Raw genomic sequence first — 24121 nt, forward strand, 5'->3', positions numbered from 1 at the left:
CTCTTGTTAAAATATTCTGTAGTGTTTTACCTTAGTAAAGTTATTGGATGAAAAGAGGCTCAGCATGAAAGATACATGGTATTTTATTGATTCAGGCTATGCTTCTCCAGCCTTCAACATGGCTTTAGATGAAGCATTGTTGAAATGGCACAGTAACGGAGAAATACCTCCTGTACTACGTTTTTATGGCTGGGAGCCTGCAGCGCTGTCAGTTGGATATTTTCAAAAGCTTAAAGGGAAAATAGATGTGGAGTCGGTACATAATCATGGCTTTGAATTAGTTCGTCGTCCTACAGGTGGGAGAGCTGTATTGCACGACAAAGAGCTGACCTACAGCGTGATTGTGTCAGAAAATTACGAAACAATGCCGTCCACCGTAACAGAAGCCTATCGGGTCATTTCACAAGGTTTATTAGAGGGATTTCTGGAGCTTGGCATCCAAGCGGAATTCTCTGTTCCAGAGGGAAAGCTCGAACAAACAGGCTCAGCCGTATGCTTTGATGAACCATCCTGGTATGAATTAATTGTCGAAGGTAGAAAAGCGGCAGGTAGTGCCCAGACTCGTCAAAAGGGAGTCATACTCCAACACGGCTCCATACCTATTGAAGTGGATGAGGTAACCTTATTTGATTTGTTTATTTATCCGAATGAACGGGTGAAGGAGCGTGCGCGGAAAGCATTTGGCACTAAAGCAGCGGCCATCAATGAAGTAGCAGCGAGGCATATTGATGTGGACGAAGTGAAAGATGCTTTTCGAAAAGGGTTTGAAAAAGGTCTGGACGTCGAGTTTAAGCCATTTACACTTTCAGAGGATCAACTTCAGGAAGTACAAAAGCTAATGAATGAACGTTATTTAGCTGATGATTGGAACTATTCTCGTTAAGGCAATGAATTAAAGTAAAGAAAGGGAAGTGAGAACATGGCTAAAAAAGAAGAACACGTTCGTAAACCGGATTGGTTAAAGATTGATATTAAAACGAACAAGTCGTATAATCGATTGAAAAAAATTATGCGGGAAAGAAATTTACATACAGTTTGTGAAGAAGCAAAATGTCCAAACATCCATGAATGCTGGAGTGAACGTAAAACAGCCACTTTTATGATTCTAGGGGATACATGTACACGAGGGTGCCGTTTCTGTGCGGTTAAGACAGGACTACCAAATGAACTGGATCGACAGGAGCCAGAAAAGGTAGCAGAATCTGTGGAATTAATGGAATTAAAGCATGCTGTTGTAACAGCGGTTGCTCGTGACGATCTTTCTGATGGTGGTGCGGGGATCTTTGCAGAAACAGTAGAAGCTATCCATCGCCGCATGCCAGGTTGTACAGTAGAGGTTTTACCTTCTGATATGAAGGGGGATTATGATAGTCTTTACACTTTGATGAATGCAGGACCAGATATCTTTAACCACAATATTGAAACCGTACGACGCCTTACGCCTAGAGTCCGTTCAAAAGCGACATACGATCGTTCTTTACAATTATTAAAGCGGGTAAAGGAGATAGCTCCTAAAACGCCAACGAAATCCAGTTTAATGGTGGGGCTTGGAGAGACCAAGGAAGAGATCCTTCAAGCAATGGACGATTTACTAGCTCATGATGTAGATATTATGACGATTGGACAATATCTACAGCCTACGAAAAAGCACTTAAAGGTACAGAGATATTACCATCCAGATGAGTTTGAAGAGCTTCGTCAAATCGCTTTAGAAAAAGGATTTCAGCATTGCCAGGCAGGCCCACTTGTTCGTTCTTCCTATCATGCGGATGAGCAAGTAAATGAAACATCCCTTCAGCGTCGGATGAAGTATGCAAAAGGGTATGAAGAAAATCGAGAAGAAAAGCTAGACACATTAAACTTTTAATTATGAAAAGAAACGTCTCTTAGGCAGGGACGTTTCTTTTATTATCCAGAGCTTCTTAACGACCTTTTCCGTTTGTCTCGAATAAGATACCATTGGTTTCTGGCCATTTCTATTATCTTCGGGTCAAAAGTGTTTTTTCTATTATCAACGACCTTGGAAAAATACTGTATGGCAGCTTTGTCATTCCCTAAGCGTCTATTTAACTCACCAATTAAGTACAGTATTTTTAGAGGGGACATACCATGCGCAAGTGCATCATCCTCTGCGTAAGCTTGTTTGTACAACCTTTCAGACAAGTGGATGAATCTTTTTTCATTAATATGATCATTACGTTTTCTGTAGAGCCATACTAAACGTAAAGCCAACCCTGCAAGTACAATTGCCTTTTCCTTTTTTAGGGACCCGGTATATATAGCTAGCTTAATCGTATGTACAGCATCCTCTACCGTTCTTTCTCCACTGAAATCCTGATAGGCCCATCTATTGACTAATTGACTATTAAGTCTTTCCCTATCTTGTTTAGCAAGGATGGGGGTGGACTGGTCGGAGAAGGAATACCCACAAGAAGGACATACATAAACACCATATAGCAATGGGCTGAGTGTTTCGTCTTCGTACGTCGTACAAAAATCAGCGTCTGTATGAAGTGGTTTAATGAAACGAGACCTCACCCTTTTAGTATGATAGGTATTGGAGCAAAAGGGACAGGTGATTTGTTTGTCATAGAGAGGCTGGATCCCTTCCATCAGAATACCTCCTTAAGTAATAGTTTCACTTAGTTCTAATTTACTATATGTCAGGAGGTAACTCAATTACTTTTGACTCAGGAGAGGAAAGTGTTATGAGATGAAGTTAGTGTGCTTAAATTGATACATTCTAAAAATGTTAGTATACTGTAAATAAGAAGTAAGTTAGGAGGAATGCAAATGGCTATTCATATTTCAGATAACGCAAGCCTTCAAATCAAAGAAATGATGCAGGACGAGGAAACAGAAAACCCGAGGCTTCGTTTTGGTGTTAAAGGTGGAGGCTGTACCGGACTTTCCTATGTGATGGGCTTTGATTCCGAAGTAAATGAAGAATTAGACAAAACATTCGATATAAACGGTATTCCTGTAGTCATGAATAATCAAGATTTAGCAATCGTAGAAGGTACAACGATTGATTTTAAACAAAACATGATGGGTGGCGGATTCACCATCGATAACCCGAACGCCATCGCTAATTGCGGTTGTGGCTCATCCTTCAAGACGGCAACAAATGCAGGTTCACCGGATGAGAATTGTTAATTTAGAACAGTAAACATTTTTATAGCTGTGAACTATACCTTCTCGATAGTAAATGTCTAACTATCCGAGGAGGTTTTTTTATGTCTTTAAACAAGCGGAAGAAACGTAAACCAGTAGGGAAAATGACAAATAAGAAGGAATACCCTAAACTCACTCTGGATCAAGCTTTGGATATGGTGATTGCAGGAAAAAGTGCAGAAGGATTACGTGAAAAACTTTAAGTGATAATCGTAAAACATGGGGGTACTTTACAAAGTGGTTAGAGGAAAACTATGAAGTTGAAACAGTGGATGAACTTACTCCCCAAGTATTTAGAGATTATATTAATTATTGTAAATATTATGCTCAAAAGTACGCTGGGCATAAATTTATAAAAAGTGAGAACCAAGATGTTGGGCTTTCAGAAACAACTATACGATATAAATGGTATTCAATTCTACTTGGATCATAAGTAGCGTAAACACCTTTATTTCCATACTCTTCTTTATAACTATCTACTTTATGAACCTCACTTAAATCCATGTTTCTAGATATGTTTTTGTCTACAAAGTAAACCATTACCTCCTTCCGTTGTCCAAAGAATATATTTATCTCTTCAAGTGTTCCTGAGTAATGCTAAAAAGTAGGAGTACCTATTAGTCCAGAACACACCAATAAGGATGTCGCATTTTTGAACCAATTGGTGGTTAATTACCTCTTGTGCTTCGTTTCCATTATATGTAGGTACAACATCATTTTCCCAACGACTAGGGAGTAATATTACTCCCAAATCCTCAGCGAACTTACTATTCCATTTATTTATTGTATTTTCGACCTCCTCTCTTTCATTATTAACATCTGATGGAGATGCTATCATTACATTTAAGACAAGTGCGTTAAAACTCATTTATTTATTTAACTCCCTTAAAAAATATTGTATAAGTTCCATAAATATGAAATATACCTCAACTACTCTTTTCTATAAAAGTTATTCATTACCTTTCCTGTAAATGTAAAATTCACTCTGTAATAGCTACAGGTTGTTTTAAAATTAAGCGAGCGAATATTCCTAAAGTTCCATTTTAAAGTATAAGAATCTATTTATTTCCCAATTTTATGTAAATGAATAATGTGTTAATGGTATAATTAACTCATATTCTGATTGTTTGTAAGGAAATTGATAATGACTGACAACTTTAAGGGGCTGTTTAGCAAAGCTAAAGCAAAACGACAGCTATAGGTAAATAAATAAGGAGGGATACTTATGTACACCATCTTTCAACTTATTATACTAATAATCTTGTTTGGGGCTTTTATTGCTTTATTTAGAGGTCATCTCAATTTATTTAAAATCATACCAATTCCAAGTAGAAAAATAGCAATAGTCTTCATTATAATTTGTTTCATCATTATAGGCATTACGCCAGCTTCTTTAGGTTCACAGGCTTCTAGTAATGATTCTGAATCGGAACAAGAAGTTGAAGAAGGAACAAAAGAGAATAATAAAGAAGTTGGTGCTTCAGAAGAAGCTACAAACGCAGAAGACATAAATCAAAAAGATGAAACCACTAAAGATGGTATTGAAAATAAGAAAAAAGCAGAAGCGCAGGATAAATCAAGTGATGATACTAAGGGAGATGCTTCGTCAGAAAACGACAACAGCAATGACGAAGCGGAAAAGAGCGACGAACAACCATTAAAACAACCATCAAAACAATCAGAAAAAGCTTTTAATGAAGATAATGGAAAGGTCTCTGCAACCGTCACTGGTATAGTTGATGGAGATACAATTGATGTCAATGTGAACGGTAAACAAGATACGGTAAGGCTGTTACTAGTAGATACACCAGAAACAAAACACCCAAGCAAGCCTGTTCAAAAGTTTGGTCCAGAGGCGTCACAGTTTGCAATGGAAAAGCTATCTGGAAAGCAAATCAAACTTGAATATGATGGTCCTAAACGTGACAAGTATGATCGTCTTCTTGCTTACATATGGGTGGATGGAAAGATGTTTAACCAGATGCTTTTGGAGCAGGGACTAGGTCGTTATGCATACGTTTATGACCCACCATATAATCATTCGAGTGAGTATATGAAGACTCAGGACAGAGCTATGAGCCAAGGTAAAGGTATATGGAGTATAAATGGATATGTAACTAGTGATGGTTTTGATAGCCCTGAACAGAAAGAAACCCAAACAGCTAGTGCTTCTCAATATAATAGTTCTAGTAATGAATCTAGCTCCAATCAAACTAGCTCAAGCACTCAACAACAATCTAGTAAAAGTGATAGTAGTTCAAATTTAAAATACAATCCAAATGGTCCTGATAGAGACTGTGGGGATTTTGATACACATGCAGAGGCACAAGCATTTTTTGAAGCTGCAGGTGGACCTGCAAGTGACCCGCATAGGTTAGATGGTAACGATAATGATGGTTTAGCATGTGAAAGTTTACCTTAATTGTAAAGTAGAATATTACCTTACTAAGAAAATGGGGGAGTATAAACTTGAAGAGAAGATACAAATTAATAATGCCACAAAAAGACCTACTTGTTAGTAAAGCATACAGAATTGAAGAATATAATTATGCCAAAGACATTAATGTTACGATAAGTGAATTTTTAGCACAACAAGAAGGGGAAATGCAAAGCATACGTGACACAATACGTAAATTTAATTCTATAGAAATGCCAAAGATTAGTTCACCAATAAGAGATGTATTAATTAGTCAGCAAGAAGCAATCCGAAATATTGTTAAATCAAATTTTAATACAATAAATTTATTTAATAATATGAACCTAAGTGCAAGTATTGGAGATGCTATTTCTGATCAAAAAGCTACCTACCGCTTTATTAATGGAACGATAAGCAATAATTTCTTAAAAGAAAGTCTTGCAATACAATCATCATTAGGAGATGTACTAATACAACAACAGATAACATCAAGTTACGTCAGAGAAGCTATGGATAAATTTCAAAAGTCATTACTTGAATTTAATAAAAAAGATATGGATTGGAGTCAACTTGGTTCAATTATAGATAGTAGCAAACAACTACTTGAAGGTGTCCAAGGTAACTTAGTAACAAATGAGCCTGGAAGTTTAGATGGTTTTATTATTAAAGAAGAAAAAGAAGAATATAATGAAGAATCTATGATGAGTAATTTAGTTGAATTATTTAATAATGTGTTTAAAGTTTCTAACACACTTAATCCACAGTACATCTGGGTAATATTAAATAGATTAGCAGTAATACTAACTATTATGCAGTTTTTACAGCCAAATTCTAATGTAACAAATAATTATAAGGTGGAACAACAGAACATTAATATAATACAAATTGAGAATAACTACATTTATGAGAATAAGTATTATATGAAGAGAAGCGGAATAAATAATGCGAGGTATGAGAGATATGATATTAACATAAGCGATGTAAAAAACTTAGAGTTTACTGCTGGTGAGGACACATAGATTTTATAGTAAAACGCTCTAGAGAGTTTATCTAAAAATTATTTAGGAGAAATAGATAGGGGATTAAGGAAGAGAACTGATGAGGCTTTAGAAGAAAACCTATGGTTCTTTGAAAAATTAGAAGAAAAAGATATTAATAATGTATAATCTTTTTGGTTTTCTTATAGTAATGTGGACAAACACATACCCAAGAGAGTGTGACTTATATTGTTTACACGCTCTTGGCTATGTTATAACTATAACCTATTGAAATTGAGTTAATTGCTTATTTAAAACTTCAATAAGCTTTCTAAATTGTTCTTTATCAAAGATTTCATCAAACTCAAGTTTCTTTGTTCCATACTGTATAAATAAGCCTTTCTCAAGCAAGCTATCTTTGAATGGTCTTACTTCTTTAATAGTTTGATATCGCAATTTTTGGCTGAATTCTAAATCTTTTGAAACAAACCATACTCTGTAATTGGTTGCGATTAAATAGCCTTTAATCTCTTTATTCTTAGTTTTGTCGAACTCACATTGGATAAAAGTTAAGCCTCTTTCATCCTTATCAAAAATATGTGATAATAACTTGCGAAAAAAGACACTATTCTTTCTAACTTCATCGTATTCATAGTTCGTGTAGCCTGTATGCTCTAAATCTACAAGTTTAGTTAACAATGATTTGACTTCTTGATGCTCCTTTTCTTTCTTCATTTCCTGTTGTTTTTTTCTTTCAATAGCACGAGCTTGAGCTTCTTGCTTCTTTGTTCTTCTTTGTTCTTCTTTATCTTGTCTATATGTTAGGACCTTATTATTCACTTCATTAGGGTCACTATTTTTTGCTATCACTTTAATAAAAGCATCTTCTACCTTGTAGCAAACTGTTCTATACACTCCCATTTAACTCTCCACTCCTATGCAATCATTTTCATAGCTACGTAGTAACGACGACCTAGCCACCCCAGAGATATAAATCCTAAAAATAGTAATGTGACTACAGTGTCTTCCTTCTGTTCTCTCTTGAATTCTGTAAAACCTTCATTATAATAGTGGCTAAAGATTTCTTTTGAGCTTGAATGTTCATCTGGAACAGTCATTTCTTCACCGCTTAGTCCTTGTTGATAAGCTGTTTCTTGGATTTTGATGACCTCTTTGTTAGATTCAAAACCTTCTTTATACCAACTTATATATCTAGATTGTTTAAAGTTAGGCTCTTTATAATTAAGCATAGTAAAGGCATCGTCATAGCCTTTCTGAATATAAGTATCTTCAAGTTCCTTTTGACCTTTTTCAAAACCATCCATATATGCTTTCACGAAATTATCTTCTAGATCATCAGGTATGTTTTTGCTATCTTTCTTACCGTCCTCATAGCCAGTTGTATTAAACTGTTTCTCTTTTTCTTTAATTTTTTCTGCAATTGCTTCATCAAATCCTGTTGAAAAAGAAGTACTTAAGACTTTATTGTTTTTGTATTTAGATGGAACAGCAAATTTATTGTTTTCTTTCCCGAAGTTATAACCATCTTTTTTAGCTTGTTTTTCTTCAGCTTCAATTTCCTTTAAGCCTTCTTCATACCCTTTGCTATAACCAGAGCTATATCCTTCTTGATATGCTTCTGAACCTTTTGATGCTTCACTGTTCTCTGCTGCTTTAGCATATCCATCTTTATAGCCGACCGAGTGACCGTCTTCCTCTCCATTATCTTCTTCAACCTTAGCTACTTGAGCTGGGCTTCCATTGATTTTAGAAGTGTCATACCCAGATGGGACTTCACATGGAATTCCATCATCAACAACATTACCCCAACCATCCAAACGTTCTGGATCATAGTCTTTGCTATACCCTTTTTTGTTCCAATAGGCTACAACCTCATCATAAGAAGAGAAGTCGGAGCAGTCCTTGTCATGCGACTGTGTGCTACTTGGGGTAGTAGTTGATTGACCACTGGTGCTGTTGCTAGAGTGGGAAGAACTACCAGTATTATGATAATGGTAACCACTACATAGACCTTTAGCTTGGGATTTGGAGGAACAGTTGTGACCACCACTACTGTCAGTTCTTCCTGAATGGGCATAACTAACTTCTTGGAAGCTTAAGCTTGCTAAAATAATAACCATAATAAATGCTAGTTGCTTCAAAACCTTCATCTCGTATCTCCCTTTTATTAATATAGTCCTTACTTATTTTACATTGAAATCCCCACCAATCATAGAAAATTTTTACATTAATAGAAGAAAAATACCTATAGTCTTTTAACTTATATATCAAAAATATCGTCATATAAAAAAAGCAACTGCAAATGCAGTTGCTTGAAAGAATTACGATTGTGGTACTGATAAATTCATAGCTCTCATTAAATCAATAGCAGACATATGTGGTAAGTGGTTGATAAATTGCTTTGCATTAGCATAGTCGAAAAATCTGAAGTGCTCCAATTCTTTATCTACGTTATAAACATCTTGGAGTGAGTCATAATCCAATGAAAAAACACTCACAATAGTGTCGTTAGTGATTGGTTCGTTTGCTGAAAGAATAACGACACCTAAACTCTTGTCCATTGAGCTGATACATGTTCCTTCAACTGTTGCTGAGTCAAATAGATTGTTCGGGAAGTGAATTGTTGGTTCATTCATTACATCATCTCCTAAAATATAGTCACATAAGTATTTAGACAGAACTTCATTATTCCCTTCTTATTACTCATTAATTTACATTATATTAACAAATATGTTTGTTTATATTAATTCTTGGAGGTATTTTGGTGAGTGTGTCAAATAATAAAACATAGAACCAATTGAAGTGGGAGAGGTGGGACTGGAATCTTGAGGAAGAAAGTTTATATAAGCCCGAATACTCAAAGTGAAATAGTACCGTTACTAGGAGAGAGTATGTTGCTTTATGATGAAGTGTATTTAGATATAACAATACCAAGCTTCTTTGATGTCATTAGTAAAAATATAGGAGGGAATTCACTAGAATATTTATTAGAGAATGGAATTCTAAGGTTTACTAATGATTCTAGTCACTACGTAATTGGAAGCCAACAAAATAGCCCTGAAGAAAAATTTATTTTTTCACTAACTGATGATGAAGAAAAAACACATAAAAAAAAAAAAAAACAGTCTATTAAAAAGACACTTAAACCATTTTACTCTAAAGGGTTAATAGATAAGGTGTTAAATAATATTGAAGAAACTGGAGTTGACCATGGCAAAGTGTTAGAAGCAAGTGTATATGATTTAGACAACATTCCATATGTAAAAGAAGTATTGAATTTTGTTGTTGATTATTTCGAACTACCAAATTTTGAATTTGCTAGAGGAGATAACGGAGGAGTGATTTTTGACCCGAAAAGACAGTTGAAAGAAGACGAAAGAAAGAATGTTACTGAATTAGCGACATTCGGACTCCATATAATTGCGGAAACTAACCAAAAATTGTTCTTATCTAGAGTGTTAGGAGAAGTAAGTTGTGAAAGAGAGCTAGAACCTTTTTTGAAGCGTAAACTTGGAACAGTTTTCGAAAATCATAAAGTCAAAGATTTAAGCGATAATTTCTTAGAGCTATGTGAAATCAATAACTTTCCTAACATTAAAGAAGCAGTTGCATCAAATATGTTATCTATAGAAGACTTAATAAAGCTAAGGGAAAGTAAAAATGGGAAAGTGCTTAGAGTATGGCTTGATTCTACTACAGATCGCTGTGTAACTAAAAAGGTTAACTTCACAAAGGAAGTTGCAAAACAAATGAGTATGTCTAATAACATTGATCTTCCTACAAAAACTTTAACTTTTCTTGCTATTCAAAGTGTAGGAATACTAAATGCTCCAATGGGAATTGTAGCTTCAGCAGGTACTGAATTTGTTTTACCTTATTTGCAAAATTATTGGAGACCAAATCTATTTTTTGATAAAGCAAGAAAAATAGTCCCTAAAACTCAAAACGCATAACTTAGGTAAAGAAGTAGCAACAATAACTTTATATGAATGTGGGGGTAACTATACTATGGATTATTATACGCAATTTTTATCAAAAGCGATTAATAATATCCATCAAGATTTCTTTAATGTTATAACAAGTTGTGGAGATAAAACTGAAGTAATAGTTCGAGAAAGGGTTTTTTGTTATGAATTCTACCATCAAATGAGATTAATCCAAAAGAATTATGAACTAGATAGGTACATTTTGTCTGGAGAGATTGATAAAAGAGGGCATAATGAAATTGAATTACAAAGAAATCCAGATTTTGTCTTACATAATTATGGGACTAATGAAAATAACCTTATTATAATTGAAGTGAAAATTAGATTTGACAGAGATGAAATCAAAAATGATTTTGAAACGTTAACAACATACGTAGATAAGTACAGCTATCGAAAAGGGTGTTTTGTACTCGTCAATTACACAATGCAATATTTCATTGAACAATACTTATTAAGGCTTAATAATGAAGGTATAAATAACTTAAACAAAAATGCTGACGATATTTTTATACTAGCTAAGAAGGACAGCTTTTCAAAGATAGAAATAGAGACATTGAAAGATTTATTGTTAAAAACTGCTTATGAGTTGAACTAAATAATATAGTTGGGTATTATTTAGTTAACGACATTTACAATCATTGAAGCGTGTAGTTATCAACCCCCAACGTAATTCTTAACCCTGCACAGGTCTTTCCTTGTTATGGGCTTTGATTCCGAAGTGAACGAAGAGTTAGACAAAACATTTGAAATAAACGGTATTCCAGTTGTTATGCACAATCAGGACATTCCTATTGTAGAAGGAACTATTATCGATTTTAAGCAAAACATGATGGGTGGCGGATTCACTATCGATAACCCGAACGCCATCGCTAATTGCGGTTGTGGCTCATCCTTCAAGACGGCAACAAATGCAGGTTCACCGGATGAGAATTGTTAATTTAGAACAGTAAACATTTTTATAGCTGTGGACTATACCTTCTCGATAGTATATTTACTATTGGAGAAGGGTTTTTTATTAACAGCTTCTGTCGCTTTATATAAGCGCCCATATGGAAGACTTGAAGGCGAGATAAGGTTGGTCTCTTGCTGAAAGGCGAGTTGAGTGGTCGGAAATAGCTCCGCTTTCCTACGACTCCACACGACGTGGGGTCGTTCACCATTGCTATAGGATGTAGCGCTTTTAGGTGAACTTCCTTTTGAGCCTATTTGAGTGGTTCTCGAAGCTAAAAGAAAGAAAGCTCCTTTTAGCGTTGATTGGGCTGGAATCACGGAGACTCCCGCGGAAAAACGAATGAGCAGAGACCCCGGAAGGCGGCGTTCTTTGCCGACTGAGGAGGCTCAGCCGTTCGTCCGTAGGAAAGCGAAGTGATTCCAGCCCAATCAACTACTCTTTCTATACTCCTTCCAAATTATCTCGAATCCAAGTCTTCCACTATCTCCCCATCATATGGAACATCAACTCGGGTCTTTAACCAAGTTCGTTCATAAATAGAACATCAAGAAGAATTTTTATCCGGATATTGTTAACCTACCGTATTTACATACACTCTCCTCTAACTCCATTCTGAAGTTTCAATATCCAATTCCAGTGAAATGGTAATGTACAACGTTTTTTCAAGGAGGTCGTACGATGAGAATAAAGATGGGGCTATTAGCGATATGTCTTGGAAGTGCAATGGCATTAACCGCCTGTGCGTCAGAAGGAACCAGTAATAAAGAGGATTCTTCTACACCAACAGATGAAGAATCACAAAATAAAACAGAACAAGATAAGAGCGGAGAGGATATAAAGAAGCTCACAGAGGATAAGGCTGAAGAGCTAATGACTGACTTCGAAACAAGGCTACAGCCTCGTGTAAATGAAGAGGGAAAGGTTGTAGAGTACGATACAATTGAAGAATTAACAACGTATGTGGAGGAGACAGCTTCAACAGATTTAGCAAAGAAACTAGTGAAGGAGTTGTATGAAGAGAAGGAGGATGGCCTGTATGTGAAGCCAGACAAGCTAGGGCCATTTCTCAATCCAGATAAAAACTATACGTTAAACAAAAAATCGGAAACGTCCTATGATTTGGTTCAAAAAAATGAAACAGATGCAAACGGGAAATACACGATGACCATTACTTTCAAGGCGAATGAAGGAACCTACGAAATTGCAAATTATCAAATAGACAAATCTGCATAAAAAAGCTGGGAGAAACTCTATCTCCCAGCTCCTTTACTATAATACTATTGGCCGAACAGGCTAGTAGAGTGCATTGGCTGTACTTTTGCTTTTGGATCGATGTAAGCTTTTGCATTGTTTACCGCTGTTGGACCTTCTCCAAATCCAGAGGCAATAAGCTTCACCTTTCCAGGGTATGTGCAAATATCGCCAGCTGCATAAATGCCAGGGATGTTCGTCTCGCTCTTGGAATTTACGACAATATTGTTTTTCTCAATTTCCAGGTTCCACTCTTTAATGGGACCAAGGGAGGAAACAAAGCCGTAATTTACAATCAGTGCATCAACATCGATAGTGTGGGTAGCGTCACCCTTCGCTTCTTTTAAAACAACTTGTTCAATGCGATCCTCTCCTACTAACTCTTCTGGATTGTAAGGAGTCATGATGTTAACACTAGAATTATTCAACTGCTCAACACTGTGTTCGTGAGCACGGAACTTATCACGACGATGGACGAGTGTTACAGAATTGGCAATTGGTTCGAGCATTAAGGACCAGTCAACTGCAGAATCTCCGCCTCCACATACCATAACGTTCTGACCGGCAAATTTCTTCATATCGTCGACATGGTAATGAAGGTTACTGCTCTCAAATTGTTCACAGTCCTGAATTTTTAATTTTCGTGGAGAGAAAGCCCCGTTACCCGCTGTAATAATGATCGTTTTAGAGTAATGGACTCCTTCATTTGTAATCATTTTAAATGTTCCATCTTCTAGTTTTTCTACCTTCTCTACAGATTCTCCTAAAGCGACGGTAGGGTCGAAATAGTTTGCTTGCTCTGTTAGGTTATCTACTAAATCCTGTGCACGCACCTTAGGAAAGCCTGCAACGTCATAGATATATTTTTCAGGATATAATGCGGTGAGCTGCCCGCCTAAATGTGGAAGGCTTTCGATAATTTTCACGCTTGCTTGTCTCATGCCACCGTAGAAAGCTGTGAACAAGCCAACAGGGCCTCCACCGATTATCGTTATGTCATATACTTGTTCAGACACACTGATTCCCCCAATTCCTTATTTATATAAATGTTATTTTATCATAAACATAGACGTTCAGAATTTATAATACCAAAAAATTAGGATATAATAAAAAATAAAATATTAGAAATGTCTGAATGTCGACAAATTCTCCTTAAAGGGTTGAAAATTAGAGTCAAAACGACTAAGATATTCCCTAGAAAATGTTTTACGAAATTATGACAATTCTATTATAGTATGCAGTATTCCTTTTTTTTGTGCAAGATTTCGTGAATTGAGTCACAAGACATCCACGCACCTGGACGTTGGGGTGTAAGAAAATCTTTAGTAAATGGAAGTGATATGTATGAACAGACCAAAGATAGTCATACTTGGTGCAGGCTATGGCGGAATGATTTCTACCGTTAAGCTACAGAAAATGCTTGGTGCAAACGAAGCAGATATTACATTAGTTAATAAGCATAATTACCATTATCAAACAACGTGGCTACATGAAAATGCGGCTGGTACTCTTCACCAGGATCGTACTCGCATTAAAATTAGCGACGTTGTAGATTTGAACAGAGTTAATCTTGTTCAAGATACGGTTGTTTCCATTCATCAGGATGAGAAGAAAGTGAAGCTTGAGAATGGGGAGCTCACGTATGATTACTTAATTGTAGGACTTGGATTCGAAGCTGCCACATTCGGTATTCAAGGACTTCTAGAGCATGCCTTTACGATTAGTAATATTAATAGTTCCCGCCTTATTCGCGAGCACATTGAATACAACTTTGCTCGTTATAATAATGAGAAAGAAGAACGTCCGGAATTATTAAATATTGTAGTAGGCGGAGCTGGTTTTACTGGTATCGAATTTGTTGGGGAATTGGCAAATCGTGTACCGGAACTTTGTGAGGAATATGATATTCCAAGAGAGAAAGTTCGCATTTTAAACGTAGAGGCTGCACCAACTGCTCTCCCAGGTTTTGATGAGGAACTTGTGGAATACGCTATGAACCTTCTTGAAGGGAAGGGCGTTGAATTTAAGCTAGGTACCATGCTGAAGGAAGTTACAAACAACAGCATTATTGTGGAGAAGGATGAGCAGCGCGAAGAAATTCCATCATCTAATGTAATCTGGGCTGCAGGTGTTCGTGGTAATTCTATCGTCGAAGAAGCTGGCTTTGAATCCGCTCGCGGCCGTGTGAAAGTAGGAGACGACCTCCGTGCACCAGGATATGACGATGTGTTTATTATTGGAGACTGTGCGCTTGTAATGGATAAAGAAAATGATCGTCCTTATCCTCCAACTGCTCAAATCGCTATCCAGGAAGCAGAAACCACCGCTCATAATATCAAGACATTGATTAATGGGGGAGATCACCTTGAGAAGTTCGTCCCAGACTTGAAAGGAACGGTTGCTTCTCTTGGAGAAGGCCAAGCTATTGGTGTCGTATTCGGCGGTAAGAAATTATTTGGCTGGACAGCTTCCGTAATGAAGAAAGTTATTGATAACCGCTATTTATTAAAACTTGGCGGTGTTGGACTATTACTTAAAAAAGGTAAATTCAACATTTTTACTAAATAATACGAGTAGATTAGCATAACTTGTAGAAAAACATCGTTTTTCTACAAGTTTTTTAAAATCCAAATTTCCTTCCTTAAACGAATTAACGGAGAAACCGTATTCATATTTTATTAGGCATCGACTTGTTTTTCTCTGGTAATCATTATAAAATAACATGAGAAATAGTATTGGGTCGGAATATAGGGAGGAAGCATCATTGAATATCATACAAGCTGTTGTGTCTGTTTTATTGTTCTTTGTATTGTTTTTCGGAATCGCTTTTTTAATAAATATGCTGCTTAGACAAACATGGTTGTTAGCTTTTATATATCCAATCATTGTAGTGTTTATTGTAGATAATATATCGACAGCTGACTATTTTCTATCCTTCAGCGAGTCTATTCAAACGGCGGGAAGTCATCTCGTTAATCTTCAGATAGTTGATATTGTTATTCTTTCATCTGGGTTAGCCGGTACGATTGTATCGGGAATTATTATTAAAATGCTTCGGGTCCGAGGCTACCAGATGTTTTAACTAGTGTATTAATCATAAGGCCGCTATTGTTCATTTTGAATAATAGTGGCTTTTTTTTTATGAAAAAAATGGGTGAAATGGTATAGCATGAATGGAATAGAGTGAAGGGGTACGGAAGAAAGAGGTTTGTATGGAGGGGTACTGGTTTGCTTATTTTTCTGAAAATTTGATAGTGGATATGAATACTTTCAAGATAAATTGGAAAGGATGACACTCAGAGAGGTGTTATCTATTGAATAAAACGAAAACATTTGTAAAGAGATTTGTCATGTCCCTATTGTTTATAGGTGCACTTAGTACGACGTTTACATCTGTGACGAATGTATCTGCCTTTGATATAGGCGCCTGGCTACAACAACAAAGCAAAATAACATATGAAGAAAAACCTTCCTTTATGGAACATGTATGGAAGAAAACGGCTTTAGAGATGAAGGGGTTGAAGCACATTGCTGCCAACCAAACCTATATTTCGAATGAGAAGGTGGAAGCGCCGAAGAAGCTAGGTGATGCGATTGATGTTTCTAATTACCCAACTGTAGCTGTTTTAGCAACTGGGTACACAGCGGGAGTAGAATCGACAGGAAAGAACCCTGGTCATCCTATGTATGGAATTACTTATTCTGGGGTGAAGGTGAAAAGGGATTTATATTCTACAATTGCTGCGGATTTAAGTGTATTTCCAATTGGAACCATTTTATTTATACCTGATTATGGGTATGGAGTGGTAGCAGACAAAGGCTCAGCAATAAAAGGGAATAAGATTGATTTATATTACGAAACAGTAGACGATGTATATAACCACTGGGGTAAGAAAACGGTAGAAGTATATGTAGTGAAAAAAGGAAATGGGTCCTTAACAGAGGAAGAGCTTGAACTGTTGAATGAGGACGAAGCATTACAAGTGTTCCGCCAGCAAATAAAAGGTAAATAAAGGGGTGGACCAGAAGTGGTTTAGCCTATAAAAAATCCGAACTACTAATAGTAATCTTCATTTGAGGATTCAAGTTAGTTCGGATTTTTCTGTGTACATTTCTATTCTACTACTATCCCGATAGAATGGGGATTATTGTTATGTTGCAGCCCTTTTTTGTATATTGGCTCTCATAAACACCAATGTTTAATGCTGCGTTGAGCCATATTAGCGGGATCAAATTAGTAAAAATAATACAATGCTAATAAGGATTCCTGTAATACCGCCGAAGAACACTTCGATGGGCTGATGTCCTAATAATTCTTTTAATTCTTCTCTTTTCTCATACTCAGCCTTCTTATTCCAAACCCGTGCTTCTTCTACCATATGGGTGAAATCCTTTGCCAACTTATTAAGAAGAATTGCTTGTTCTCCAGCTTGCCTTCTGACTCCTGTTGCGTCGAACATTACAATAATAGCAAGAACACATGCAACAGCAAATATATTAGAATCAAGACCATCCGTTAATCCGATCGCTGTAGCCAATGCGGTAACAGCAGCAGAGTGACTGCTTGGCATACCGCCTGTGGAAAAGGCAAGACCGGGATTGAACCGCCTTGATGCAATAAAATGAATAGGGATTTTTACTACCTGGGCAAAGATTATAGCTGTTAACGCAGCCCAGAGAGGGAAATTGGAGAAGAGTTCCATGCTAGTCGTTCATCCTTTCTGCAATCAGTGACTTACATCCTAATTTTCGCTCTTACCATTTTAACACGACTAGAAAGGTGGAGGTTGCTCTAGACCGTGTATAAACGTAAAGTTCATATGAAGTTTTTGTAAATGACTCTTTGTTTTTGCTGCAAGGTAGGGAAATGTTGTCTCCGTTACCGTTCATTTGTTTTTCTGGTTATTATTGTATTATACCATAGTCCCCATCCTCATTGGGATTAGAGCATTTCTTATATGTATCGTTCCCTAATAGCGGTAATTTTCTGTATAATGAGAGGTGGAGGTGGAGAATTAATGTTTCATATTCAGCCAACAACCGAAATGTTCTCAGAATCAGAAGCAATTGTATTTGGGTTATATGAAGAAAATAAACTAAATCAACAAGTGTATGAGCAATATAATGACGCGCTTGATGGTGCACTAGATCAATACATAAAAGATGGCGATGTATCCAATGCCTACAAAAAAGTTTCTAAAGTATTTACCCTGAATCAAATACCTGCTAAACGTTTGTATATTGTAGGGCTTGGTAAAAAGGAAAATCTAACACCAAGTCGTCTCAAAGCGGCATACGGTGTCCTCTTTAAGCAATTACAGAAGGATCACATTAGTGAGGTTTCCGTATTACTCCATAGCTTTGAGACACCTCAAACAAGTGTCACAGAAGCTGCTTCTCTCATATCGGAAGCAATGATTACGGCTCCTTATCAATTTGAGCACTATAAAACGAATAATGCGAAGCCCGATACTAAGTTAACCAATGTATGTATTCTTACGGACGATAATAAACAGCATATTGAATCCGCGCTTGATAAAGGGTATGCTACTGGTCATGGAATTAACACTGCTCGCCATCTAGTACAGCTGCCAGGAAATCTATTAACTGCGACGGATTTAGCTGCCTACGCTCAATCCATGGCGGAAGAATTAGGATTTGAGAAGGAAATATTAGATAAAGAAGATATGGAAAATTTGGGGATGGGAGCCTTATTAGCAGTAAATCAAGGATCTACAGAACCTCCTAAAATGATTGTGCTGAAATATCAAGGAAAAGAAGACTGGAACGATGTAGTAGGGTTAGTCGGAAAAGGTATAACCTTTGATACGGGGGGCTATTCTATCAAGCCTAAGGATGGCATTGTTGGGATGAAGAGTGATATGGGAGGTGCTGCGGCTGTACTTGGGGCAATGGAAATCGTTGGACGTCTTAAGCCAGCACAAAATATCATTGCCGTCATTCCATCTACCGACAATATGATAAGCGGGTCAGCATTTAAGCCTGATGACGTAATTACATCATTGAGCGGGAAAACAATAGAAGTACTAAACACAGATGCAGAAGGAAGACTTGCTTTAGCTGATGGCATCACGTATGCGAAGCGGCTAAAAGCAGATCGCATCATTGATGTGGCTACTTTAACAGGCGGAGTAGTTGTTGCTCTTGGTGATATTACTACAGGAGCCATGACGAATAACCAAGCCTTTTATAAGAAGGTAGAAGAAGCTTCTCAACGAACGGGTGAACCAATGTGGCAGCTTCCTTACAACACAATGTATCAGGATAAAGTGCGCTCTAGTGATGTCGCCGATTTAAATAACTCTCCTGGAAGAAAGGCGCACGCCATTATGGCTGGTTCCTTCCTGGCTGAATTTGCAGAGGAAACCCCTTGGGTTCATTTGGATATTGCAGGAACAGCAACGACTGATTCGGTGTATGACTTAGGACCAAAGGGACCAACAGGAGTAATGGCAAGTACGATAGCAAATTATATTTTACATCTTTAGTATTCGACGGTCTCTTTTTTGCAGAAGAGACCGTTTTTGCTACCAATGCAACGCAATAGTTAAGGTACAGTTATGCTTTTCTGTGCTGTGTAAAAGGATGACTTGAATGCCATCAGGAGTGTAGTGTACCTCGTCTAGATGGTTGATGCCCAAGCTCGTAAGCTGCTTTTTCACTTGCTCGCGATCGTTTTTTTGAGCGGCCTCCATGATGGTTTGGGAGAAGGAGGAGGAGCTGGAAAATGTATTGGTTAGTGTTTCTGCCTCCTTCAATAGTATGGCGCATTGCTTGGCAGAATCCTCCAATTTAGAGGGATCAACCGGTGGGTAATTTCGATTCCGGACCAAATAAAGGGGAAGGAAGTTATAATTATAGCTTGGCAGGCAAGGGAAATAGCATCCAGTACAGGGTACATAACCATAATGCTTCATAAATATACCCTCCTTTTCCCTGTTCACTATATGTCATCCTTGTAGGTTTGTGCCTGCTTACATAAAAAAGATACCTCTAAGAAAAGAGGTATCTTATCCATTAATCTTGAATAGCGGCTTCTAATGCAACTTCAATCATCTCATTGAACGTCGTTTGACGTTCCTCAGAAGTAGTTTCTTCACCTGTGATGATGTGATCGCTAACCGTTAGAACAGATAATGCTTGACGATCATATTTAGATGCTAATGTATATAGAGCAGTTGTTTCCATTTCAACAGCTAGTACATTGTAAGCTGCTAAATGATCAAATAGCTCTTTAGCATTATCGCGATAAAAGCTGTCACTAGTAAAGACGTTTCCAACTCTTAGCTGCAGTCCTTTATTCTCACCTGCTTCATAAGCTGCCTTTAGTAAATGGAAATCAGCTGTAGGGGCAAAATCGATACCGCCAAATTCCATTCGATTCATTTGGGAATCTGTGGAGGAAGTGGAGGCAAGAATAACATCTCGAACCTTAACGTCTTTTTGAAGAGCTCCACAGGAACCAACCCGTATGAGTTTCTGAACGTCATAGCTCTGAATTAATTCATTTACATAAATGGAGATGGAAGGGACTCCCATGCCTGTACCCTGAACCGATATTCTTTCTCCTTTATATGTGCCTGTATAGCCATACATGCCCCTAACCTCGTTATAGCAAGTAGGGTTTTCTAAAAAGTTCTCCGCGATATATTTCGCTCGAAGCGGATCACCTGGTAGTAAAATTTTATCCGCAATATCGCCTTTGTTGGCACCAATATGTACTGTCATGAAACATGACCTCCTTCAATCTTTCTACCCAATAAAAATATCATACCCCAATAAAGAATACAAATGGGAACGGTTTCAAATTAAAACGGGAACTAACTAGGCTTTCTCCGTTATCCTTGGTAAAATGTACATAAATAGCAAATATCTAGTGAGATTTGCGCAAACCTTTTGGAAGTGCTTGACATACTATCCAATAGATGTACTTATTTTGCAGGCGTAGAGAAAGGGGTTCTTTAAAGCATGAATATATCAATATCAAAGCTTCCAGGTATTGGACAGAAGATTTGTTTGACCACTGCGGAAGATAGTCAGCTAGTATTAATCGTTCACCATTCCGGGAAGAGGGAGCTATATTTTTTTGATGATGCGGATAGCGATGAAGCGGACTTTGGCATGGACTTAACGGCAGATGAAACGAGGGAGCTAGGTGCTCAATTATTAGGAGCAACGTATCAGCCTGTAGACGCAGACAAATTAAAAATGTTTAATAATCAAATTCTCATCGATTGGGTAGAAATTAAACCTGCTTCCTCTCTAACTAATAAAACGATAGAAGAGTCTGAAATCCGCAATAAGACGGGTGCTACCATTATAGGGATTGTCAAAGGAGAAGACATCATCGCCATACCAGAAGCCTATACGAAACTTCAGCCTGGGGATGTCATAATGGCGATTGGTAAAAAGGATCAAATAGCGACACTAACTTCTCTATGCAAAGGAGAGGAATGATAACTTGTGACTCTAGAGCTGCCGACTTTATTAGGTGCAGGGCTCGTTCTAATATTAATTTTTTGGCTTGGGTTATTAAGTCTTAAGATAAAGCTTCCTAGTGTAATTTTATATATTCTATTAGGAATTATCATTACGGATTTGTTACATCATAACGAACTCTTGCATTTCGGAAGTGAAGTAGGCATTGTACTTCTCTTTTTCCTGCTTGGTTTGGAGTTCAATGTGAATCGGTTAGGTGATATTGCAAAGAAAATATGGCCAGCAGGTTTATTGGATGTGGGGCTCAGTCTAGGAGTTTCCCTAGCCGTATGCTTAGCATTTGGATTGGATCCATTTGCTTCTTTCCTTATTGGTGGGGTTACATATGCCACAAGTTCCTCTATCACAGCCAAGCTTCTGGATGACACGAGCAGAATGGCTAACTCAGAAACGGAATTCATTCTGGCGCTTCTCATCTTTGAAGATTTAGTAGCGCCGATTGTGGTTGCTATTCTAATGGGAATGAGCTCAGGGGACAATTTACAAACGATGGATATTGTATTATTAATCGGAAAAATTATTGCCCTGACAGTTGGGGCGATTATATTAGGGAAGACGCTTTTCCGTCGATTTGAAGAGCTGCTGGAGAAGATAGAGGATGAGGATTTCAAAATTGCCCTATTAATTGGTATAGCCTTAAGCTATGGTGGATTAGCACTTTATTTAGGTTTGTCAGAGGTGCTTGGTGCCTTTCTGGCCGGAATGATGTTATCGGAAATAGGCCGAATGGAAAGGGTGGAGCAGACAGTTTTACCAGTCAAGGATTTAATGCTTCCTTTATTCTTCGTTTATTTTGGTACAACCATTGAATTTAGCGAAGGTATCCCATATGCAGGATTGCTGCTCGTCTTAATTGGCTGGTCATTGGCAGCCAAAATATTAGTAGGTATGTTTGGAGGACGCATGTATGGTTTATCGAAGCGGGTTTCTTTTCGTGCAGGGTTGTCTATTTGCTCCAGGGGAGAATTCTCCGTTGTTATTGCAGCAGTAGCAACAGGGATGATCAAAGTGTTTAGCGGAATTTACATCGTACTAGCGGCGTTTATCGGGATGGTTCTGTTTGAAAAAGCACCTCAGATTACAAATTTACTATATGGAAAGCCGCAGAAGAAAAGCAAGAAATTACGTGTACCTGGCGATTAAAGAGAGTGCAAAGGGGACCACATCTCATGGGCCTCCTTTGTTCCTCATCAACCGAAATATTGCTGTTCTAAGTCTTCCAGCTGCGCTCTTGCCTTTTGGTTAAATTCGTTATCTTCTTGTAATTTTTCTTTCCGCTTTTGTAAAGCTGTCTTGAGGGAATCCATATAGGATGGTACTTCCCCTTCAAATGGCTTAAGAGAGGATTTTGATATGTTGGCTTTTTCATTATGACTCAACGCTTTCCTTTGATGAAAGAATACGTTCTCGGTTTGCCCAGGATTGTGCAGGTCACCTTGTTGAGGATGGCTTAACACGGCTAGAATCTTTACGAGGTAAGCAGAGCCCCTATCCTCTACTATCTCTCCAATATATTTCCCTGTTTTGTAATGGGCTGTAACCAATTCTTCTGGCTGTAAGGACGACATTGGTACGGCCTCCTTCCTTGATTTACTTGTTCGTATCATAACAAATTTAAGCTTCTGTTCATAGAACGGACATATCTGATGTACGTAAGCGTATGGTAGGCCGGTGATGGTCTGTTATAATATAAGGAAGAACGTGGACGATAAGTGAGGTTGTTACACCATGATGGAATTTCTTTATTTTCCAGAGGATAAAACGGAATATATCCCTGCAGTGATTACGCTAATCTTTTTTGCAATTGCTGCTGTTATTGTCATGCGATTGTTTGTAAAGGCTGCCAAAAAAGAAGAAGAAAAGGCGAACGAGCAGTTTGGAGAGCAAATGCAGACAAAGGACGCTTCTAAACCTAAGCATAACCATTCTTCCAGCCATGAGTAAAAGAGTACTCATGGTTTTTTTATGCCATGGTACGTTGGATAATTACATATGGAATCGGCTACACTAAGCCTAGATATTGTAGAAAAGTAGGCGATAACGTATGAAGCTGTTTCTTTATGCTAGCGTAATGATATTGCTGTTAGCAGGCTGTAATTCACAAAACAGGTCAGCTATGGAAATAGAAATGTATAATGTATCAAGTGATGCACTGGGTACGGCAACGATTTCACAAGGAGCTAACGGAGTTGATGTGAAGCTTTCCTTAACGGGGCTAGAGCCTGGTTATCATGGAATTCATGTACATGAATTCGCTAAATGTGAACAGCCAGATTTCCAATCTGCTGGTAACCACTTAAATCCAGATGGTAAGGTTCATGGATTAATGAATCCGGAAGGTGCTCATCTTGGAGATTTACCGAATATCGAAGCCGATTCGAGTGGAAAGGTAGAAGCAGAATTGACGCTTCCCGAAGCTACATTGCAAGATGGTAAAACGTCTTTGCTGCGTAATAATGGAACATCTTTAATAATTACAGCTGGAGAAGACGATGGTATGAGTCAGCCATCTGGTAATGGAGGAGAGCGTATTGCTTGTGGGAAGATACAATTAGAGGAATCTAATAAACAGGACGCTCCTTCTAATCCAGCTGAAGATGGCACGGACCAACAAAAAGAATCTTCTTAATACATTTAATCGCGTTAATTCTGTTTAATAACATTGCCCTAAACAAAGCCGTATCACTCATGCTGTGATACGGCTTTATGATTTATCTGGAACGTGTCATTGCTTAAGCAGTACTCTACTTTGATTGATATATATTTGTGCAATCTTGTGCATGGTTTACGACCAATGCTGGTAGGCTGATCTGTATCGTTGGGA

General features: G+C 37.6%; 28 protein-coding genes. 18 read left to right on the top strand and 10 right to left on the bottom strand.

Annotated features, from left to right (window positions below; translation table 11 throughout):
• The first annotated feature begins 64 nt into the window (after positions 1-64).
• Both lipM and lipA read left to right on the top strand, forming a co-directional pair.
• Entirely contained in the window at positions 65-883 is an 819-nt protein-coding gene (gene lipM / locus ACFFGV_RS09910) for an octanoyltransferase LipM (RefSeq protein WP_377347257.1), read from the top strand.
• Between the two features lie 36 nt (positions 884-919).
• Positions 920-1867 carry a lipoyl synthase gene (gene lipA / locus ACFFGV_RS09915; protein WP_377347259.1) on the top strand — a complete coding sequence of 316 codons (948 nt, stop codon included), beginning with the start codon at positions 920-922 and terminating at the stop codon, positions 1865-1867.
• A gap of 41 nt (positions 1868-1908) precedes the next feature.
• Here lipA and ACFFGV_RS09920 read toward each other — a convergent pair whose 3' ends face one another.
• Positions 1909-2613 (bottom strand): DUF2225 domain-containing protein, encoded by a 705-nt coding sequence (locus ACFFGV_RS09920; RefSeq protein ID WP_377347261.1) that lies wholly within the window; start codon positions 2611-2613, stop codon positions 1909-1911.
• A gap of 180 nt (positions 2614-2793) precedes the next feature.
• Between ACFFGV_RS09920 and ACFFGV_RS09925 the strand changes: the two genes are divergently transcribed.
• On the top strand, positions 2794-3156 hold the full coding sequence (locus tag ACFFGV_RS09925; RefSeq protein WP_377347263.1) for a HesB/IscA family protein: 363 nt from the start codon (positions 2794-2796) through the stop codon (positions 3154-3156).
• An 80-nt stretch (positions 3157-3236) separates the two neighbouring features.
• Entirely contained in the window at positions 3237-3377 is a 141-nt protein-coding gene (locus ACFFGV_RS09930) for a hypothetical protein (RefSeq protein ID WP_377347267.1), read from the top strand.
• Positions 3378-3751: 374 nt separating this feature from the next.
• Here ACFFGV_RS09930 and ACFFGV_RS09935 read toward each other — a convergent pair whose 3' ends face one another.
• Positions 3752-4042 (bottom strand): hypothetical protein, encoded by a 291-nt coding sequence (locus ACFFGV_RS09935; RefSeq protein ID WP_377347270.1) that lies wholly within the window; start codon positions 4040-4042, stop codon positions 3752-3754.
• Positions 4043-4399: 357 nt separating this feature from the next.
• Here ACFFGV_RS09935 and ACFFGV_RS09940 point away from each other — a divergent pair, with 357 nt between their 5' ends.
• The gene (locus tag ACFFGV_RS09940; RefSeq protein ID WP_377347272.1) at positions 4400-5596 is read left to right on the top strand and encodes a thermonuclease family protein; all 1197 of its coding nucleotides are present in this window, start codon (positions 4400-4402) and stop codon (positions 5594-5596) included.
• 47 nt (positions 5597-5643) lie between these two features.
• Positions 5644-6609: a hypothetical protein gene (locus ACFFGV_RS09945; RefSeq protein ID WP_377347274.1), complete on the top strand. Its 966-nt coding sequence runs from the start codon at positions 5644-5646 to the stop codon at positions 6607-6609.
• A 243-nt stretch (positions 6610-6852) separates the two neighbouring features.
• Here the strand turns inward: ACFFGV_RS09945 and ACFFGV_RS09950 are convergent, their stop codons facing one another.
• The 3 genes from ACFFGV_RS09950 to ACFFGV_RS09960 all read right to left on the bottom strand — a co-directional run bounded on the left by ACFFGV_RS09950 (position 6853) and on the right by ACFFGV_RS09960 (position 9224).
• On the bottom strand, positions 6853-7488 hold the full coding sequence (locus ACFFGV_RS09950; protein ID WP_377347277.1) for a GRAM domain-containing protein: 636 nt from the start codon (positions 7486-7488) through the stop codon (positions 6853-6855).
• Positions 7489-7502: 14 nt separating this feature from the next.
• Positions 7503-8738 (bottom strand): YHYH domain-containing protein, encoded by a 1236-nt coding sequence (locus ACFFGV_RS09955; protein WP_377347279.1) that lies wholly within the window; start codon positions 8736-8738, stop codon positions 7503-7505.
• A 171-nt stretch (positions 8739-8909) separates the two neighbouring features.
• Complete coding sequence (locus ACFFGV_RS09960; protein WP_377347281.1) at positions 8910-9224, bottom strand: hypothetical protein; 315 nt, start codon at positions 9222-9224, stop codon at positions 8910-8912.
• 189 nt (positions 9225-9413) lie between these two features.
• On the opposite strand from ACFFGV_RS09960, the gene ACFFGV_RS09965 reads away from it, so the two are divergent.
• The 4 genes from ACFFGV_RS09965 to ACFFGV_RS09980 all read left to right on the top strand — a co-directional run bounded on the left by ACFFGV_RS09965 (position 9414) and on the right by ACFFGV_RS09980 (position 12759).
• Positions 9414-10541, top strand: coding sequence for a hypothetical protein (locus ACFFGV_RS09965; RefSeq protein ID WP_377347283.1), 1128 nt, complete (start codon positions 9414-9416; stop codon positions 10539-10541).
• A 55-nt stretch (positions 10542-10596) separates the two neighbouring features.
• Positions 10597-11169 carry a hypothetical protein gene (locus ACFFGV_RS09970; RefSeq protein ID WP_377347285.1) on the top strand — a complete coding sequence of 191 codons (573 nt, stop codon included), beginning with the start codon at positions 10597-10599 and terminating at the stop codon, positions 11167-11169.
• Positions 11170-11274: 105 nt separating this feature from the next.
• Positions 11275-11511 carry a HesB/IscA family protein gene (locus ACFFGV_RS09975; protein WP_377347287.1) on the top strand — a complete coding sequence of 79 codons (237 nt, stop codon included), beginning with the start codon at positions 11275-11277 and terminating at the stop codon, positions 11509-11511.
• A gap of 693 nt (positions 11512-12204) precedes the next feature.
• Entirely contained in the window at positions 12205-12759 is a 555-nt protein-coding gene (locus tag ACFFGV_RS09980) for a hypothetical protein (protein WP_377347289.1), read from the top strand.
• Between the two features lie 44 nt (positions 12760-12803).
• Here the strand turns inward: ACFFGV_RS09980 and ACFFGV_RS09985 are convergent, their stop codons facing one another.
• Complete coding sequence (locus ACFFGV_RS09985; protein ID WP_377347292.1) at positions 12804-13793, bottom strand: NAD(P)/FAD-dependent oxidoreductase; 990 nt, start codon at positions 13791-13793, stop codon at positions 12804-12806.
• Between the two features lie 328 nt (positions 13794-14121).
• Between ACFFGV_RS09985 and ACFFGV_RS09990 the strand changes: the two genes are divergently transcribed.
• The 3 genes from ACFFGV_RS09990 to spsC all read left to right on the top strand — a co-directional run bounded on the left by ACFFGV_RS09990 (position 14122) and on the right by spsC (position 16790).
• Positions 14122-15345 carry an NAD(P)/FAD-dependent oxidoreductase gene (locus tag ACFFGV_RS09990; RefSeq protein WP_377347294.1) on the top strand — a complete coding sequence of 408 codons (1224 nt, stop codon included), beginning with the start codon at positions 14122-14124 and terminating at the stop codon, positions 15343-15345.
• Positions 15346-15547: 202 nt separating this feature from the next.
• Positions 15548-15859, top strand: coding sequence for a YuiB family protein (locus ACFFGV_RS09995; RefSeq protein WP_377347443.1), 312 nt, complete (start codon positions 15548-15550; stop codon positions 15857-15859).
• A gap of 232 nt (positions 15860-16091) precedes the next feature.
• Positions 16092-16790 carry a stationary phase survival protein SpsC gene (gene spsC / locus ACFFGV_RS10000; RefSeq protein ID WP_377347296.1) on the top strand — a complete coding sequence of 233 codons (699 nt, stop codon included), beginning with the start codon at positions 16092-16094 and terminating at the stop codon, positions 16788-16790.
• A gap of 216 nt (positions 16791-17006) precedes the next feature.
• On the opposite strand, the gene ACFFGV_RS10005 is transcribed toward spsC, so the two are convergent.
• Positions 17007-17480 (bottom strand): divergent PAP2 family protein, encoded by a 474-nt coding sequence (locus tag ACFFGV_RS10005; RefSeq protein WP_377347299.1) that lies wholly within the window; start codon positions 17478-17480, stop codon positions 17007-17009.
• 315 nt (positions 17481-17795) lie between these two features.
• Between ACFFGV_RS10005 and ACFFGV_RS10010 the strand changes: the two genes are divergently transcribed.
• Entirely contained in the window at positions 17796-19286 is a 1491-nt protein-coding gene (locus ACFFGV_RS10010; protein WP_377347301.1) for a leucyl aminopeptidase, read from the top strand.
• A 39-nt stretch (positions 19287-19325) separates the two neighbouring features.
• On the opposite strand, the gene ACFFGV_RS10015 is transcribed toward ACFFGV_RS10010, so the two are convergent.
• Together ACFFGV_RS10015 and deoD are read right to left on the bottom strand one after the other, a co-directional pair.
• Positions 19326-19715 carry a YuzC family spore coat inner layer protein gene (locus ACFFGV_RS10015; protein ID WP_377347304.1) on the bottom strand — a complete coding sequence of 130 codons (390 nt, stop codon included), beginning with the start codon at positions 19713-19715 and terminating at the stop codon, positions 19326-19328.
• 100 nt (positions 19716-19815) lie between these two features.
• Positions 19816-20526 carry a purine-nucleoside phosphorylase gene (gene deoD, locus ACFFGV_RS10020; RefSeq protein ID WP_377347306.1) on the bottom strand — a complete coding sequence of 237 codons (711 nt, stop codon included), beginning with the start codon at positions 20524-20526 and terminating at the stop codon, positions 19816-19818.
• Between the two features lie 240 nt (positions 20527-20766).
• On the opposite strand from deoD, the gene ACFFGV_RS10025 reads away from it, so the two are divergent.
• Positions 20767-21255: a cation:proton antiporter regulatory subunit gene (locus ACFFGV_RS10025; RefSeq protein ID WP_377347308.1), complete on the top strand. Its 489-nt coding sequence runs from the start codon at positions 20767-20769 to the stop codon at positions 21253-21255.
• A 6-nt stretch (positions 21256-21261) separates the two neighbouring features.
• Positions 21262-22440 (top strand): cation:proton antiporter, encoded by a 1179-nt coding sequence (locus ACFFGV_RS10030; RefSeq protein WP_377347311.1) that lies wholly within the window; start codon positions 21262-21264, stop codon positions 22438-22440.
• Positions 22441-22487: 47 nt separating this feature from the next.
• Here the strand turns inward: ACFFGV_RS10030 and kapB are convergent, their stop codons facing one another.
• Positions 22488-22865 carry a kinase-associated lipoprotein KapB gene (kapB, locus tag ACFFGV_RS10035; protein ID WP_377347313.1) on the bottom strand — a complete coding sequence of 126 codons (378 nt, stop codon included), beginning with the start codon at positions 22863-22865 and terminating at the stop codon, positions 22488-22490.
• Between the two features lie 160 nt (positions 22866-23025).
• Here kapB and ACFFGV_RS10040 point away from each other — a divergent pair, with 160 nt between their 5' ends.
• Together ACFFGV_RS10040 and ACFFGV_RS10045 are read left to right on the top strand one after the other, a co-directional pair.
• A complete protein-coding gene (locus ACFFGV_RS10040) occupies positions 23026-23241 on the top strand; it encodes a hypothetical protein (protein ID WP_377347317.1) in 216 nt (71 codons plus the stop codon).
• Between the two features lie 100 nt (positions 23242-23341).
• Positions 23342-23926 (top strand): superoxide dismutase family protein, encoded by a 585-nt coding sequence (locus ACFFGV_RS10045; protein WP_377347320.1) that lies wholly within the window; start codon positions 23342-23344, stop codon positions 23924-23926.
• The last annotated feature ends 195 nt before the right edge of the window (positions 23927-24121 follow it).

The organism is Pontibacillus salicampi (genome assembly GCF_042434395.1).
GTDB classification, from domain to species: Bacteria; Bacillota; Bacilli; order Bacillales; family BH030062; genus Pontibacillus; species Pontibacillus salicampi.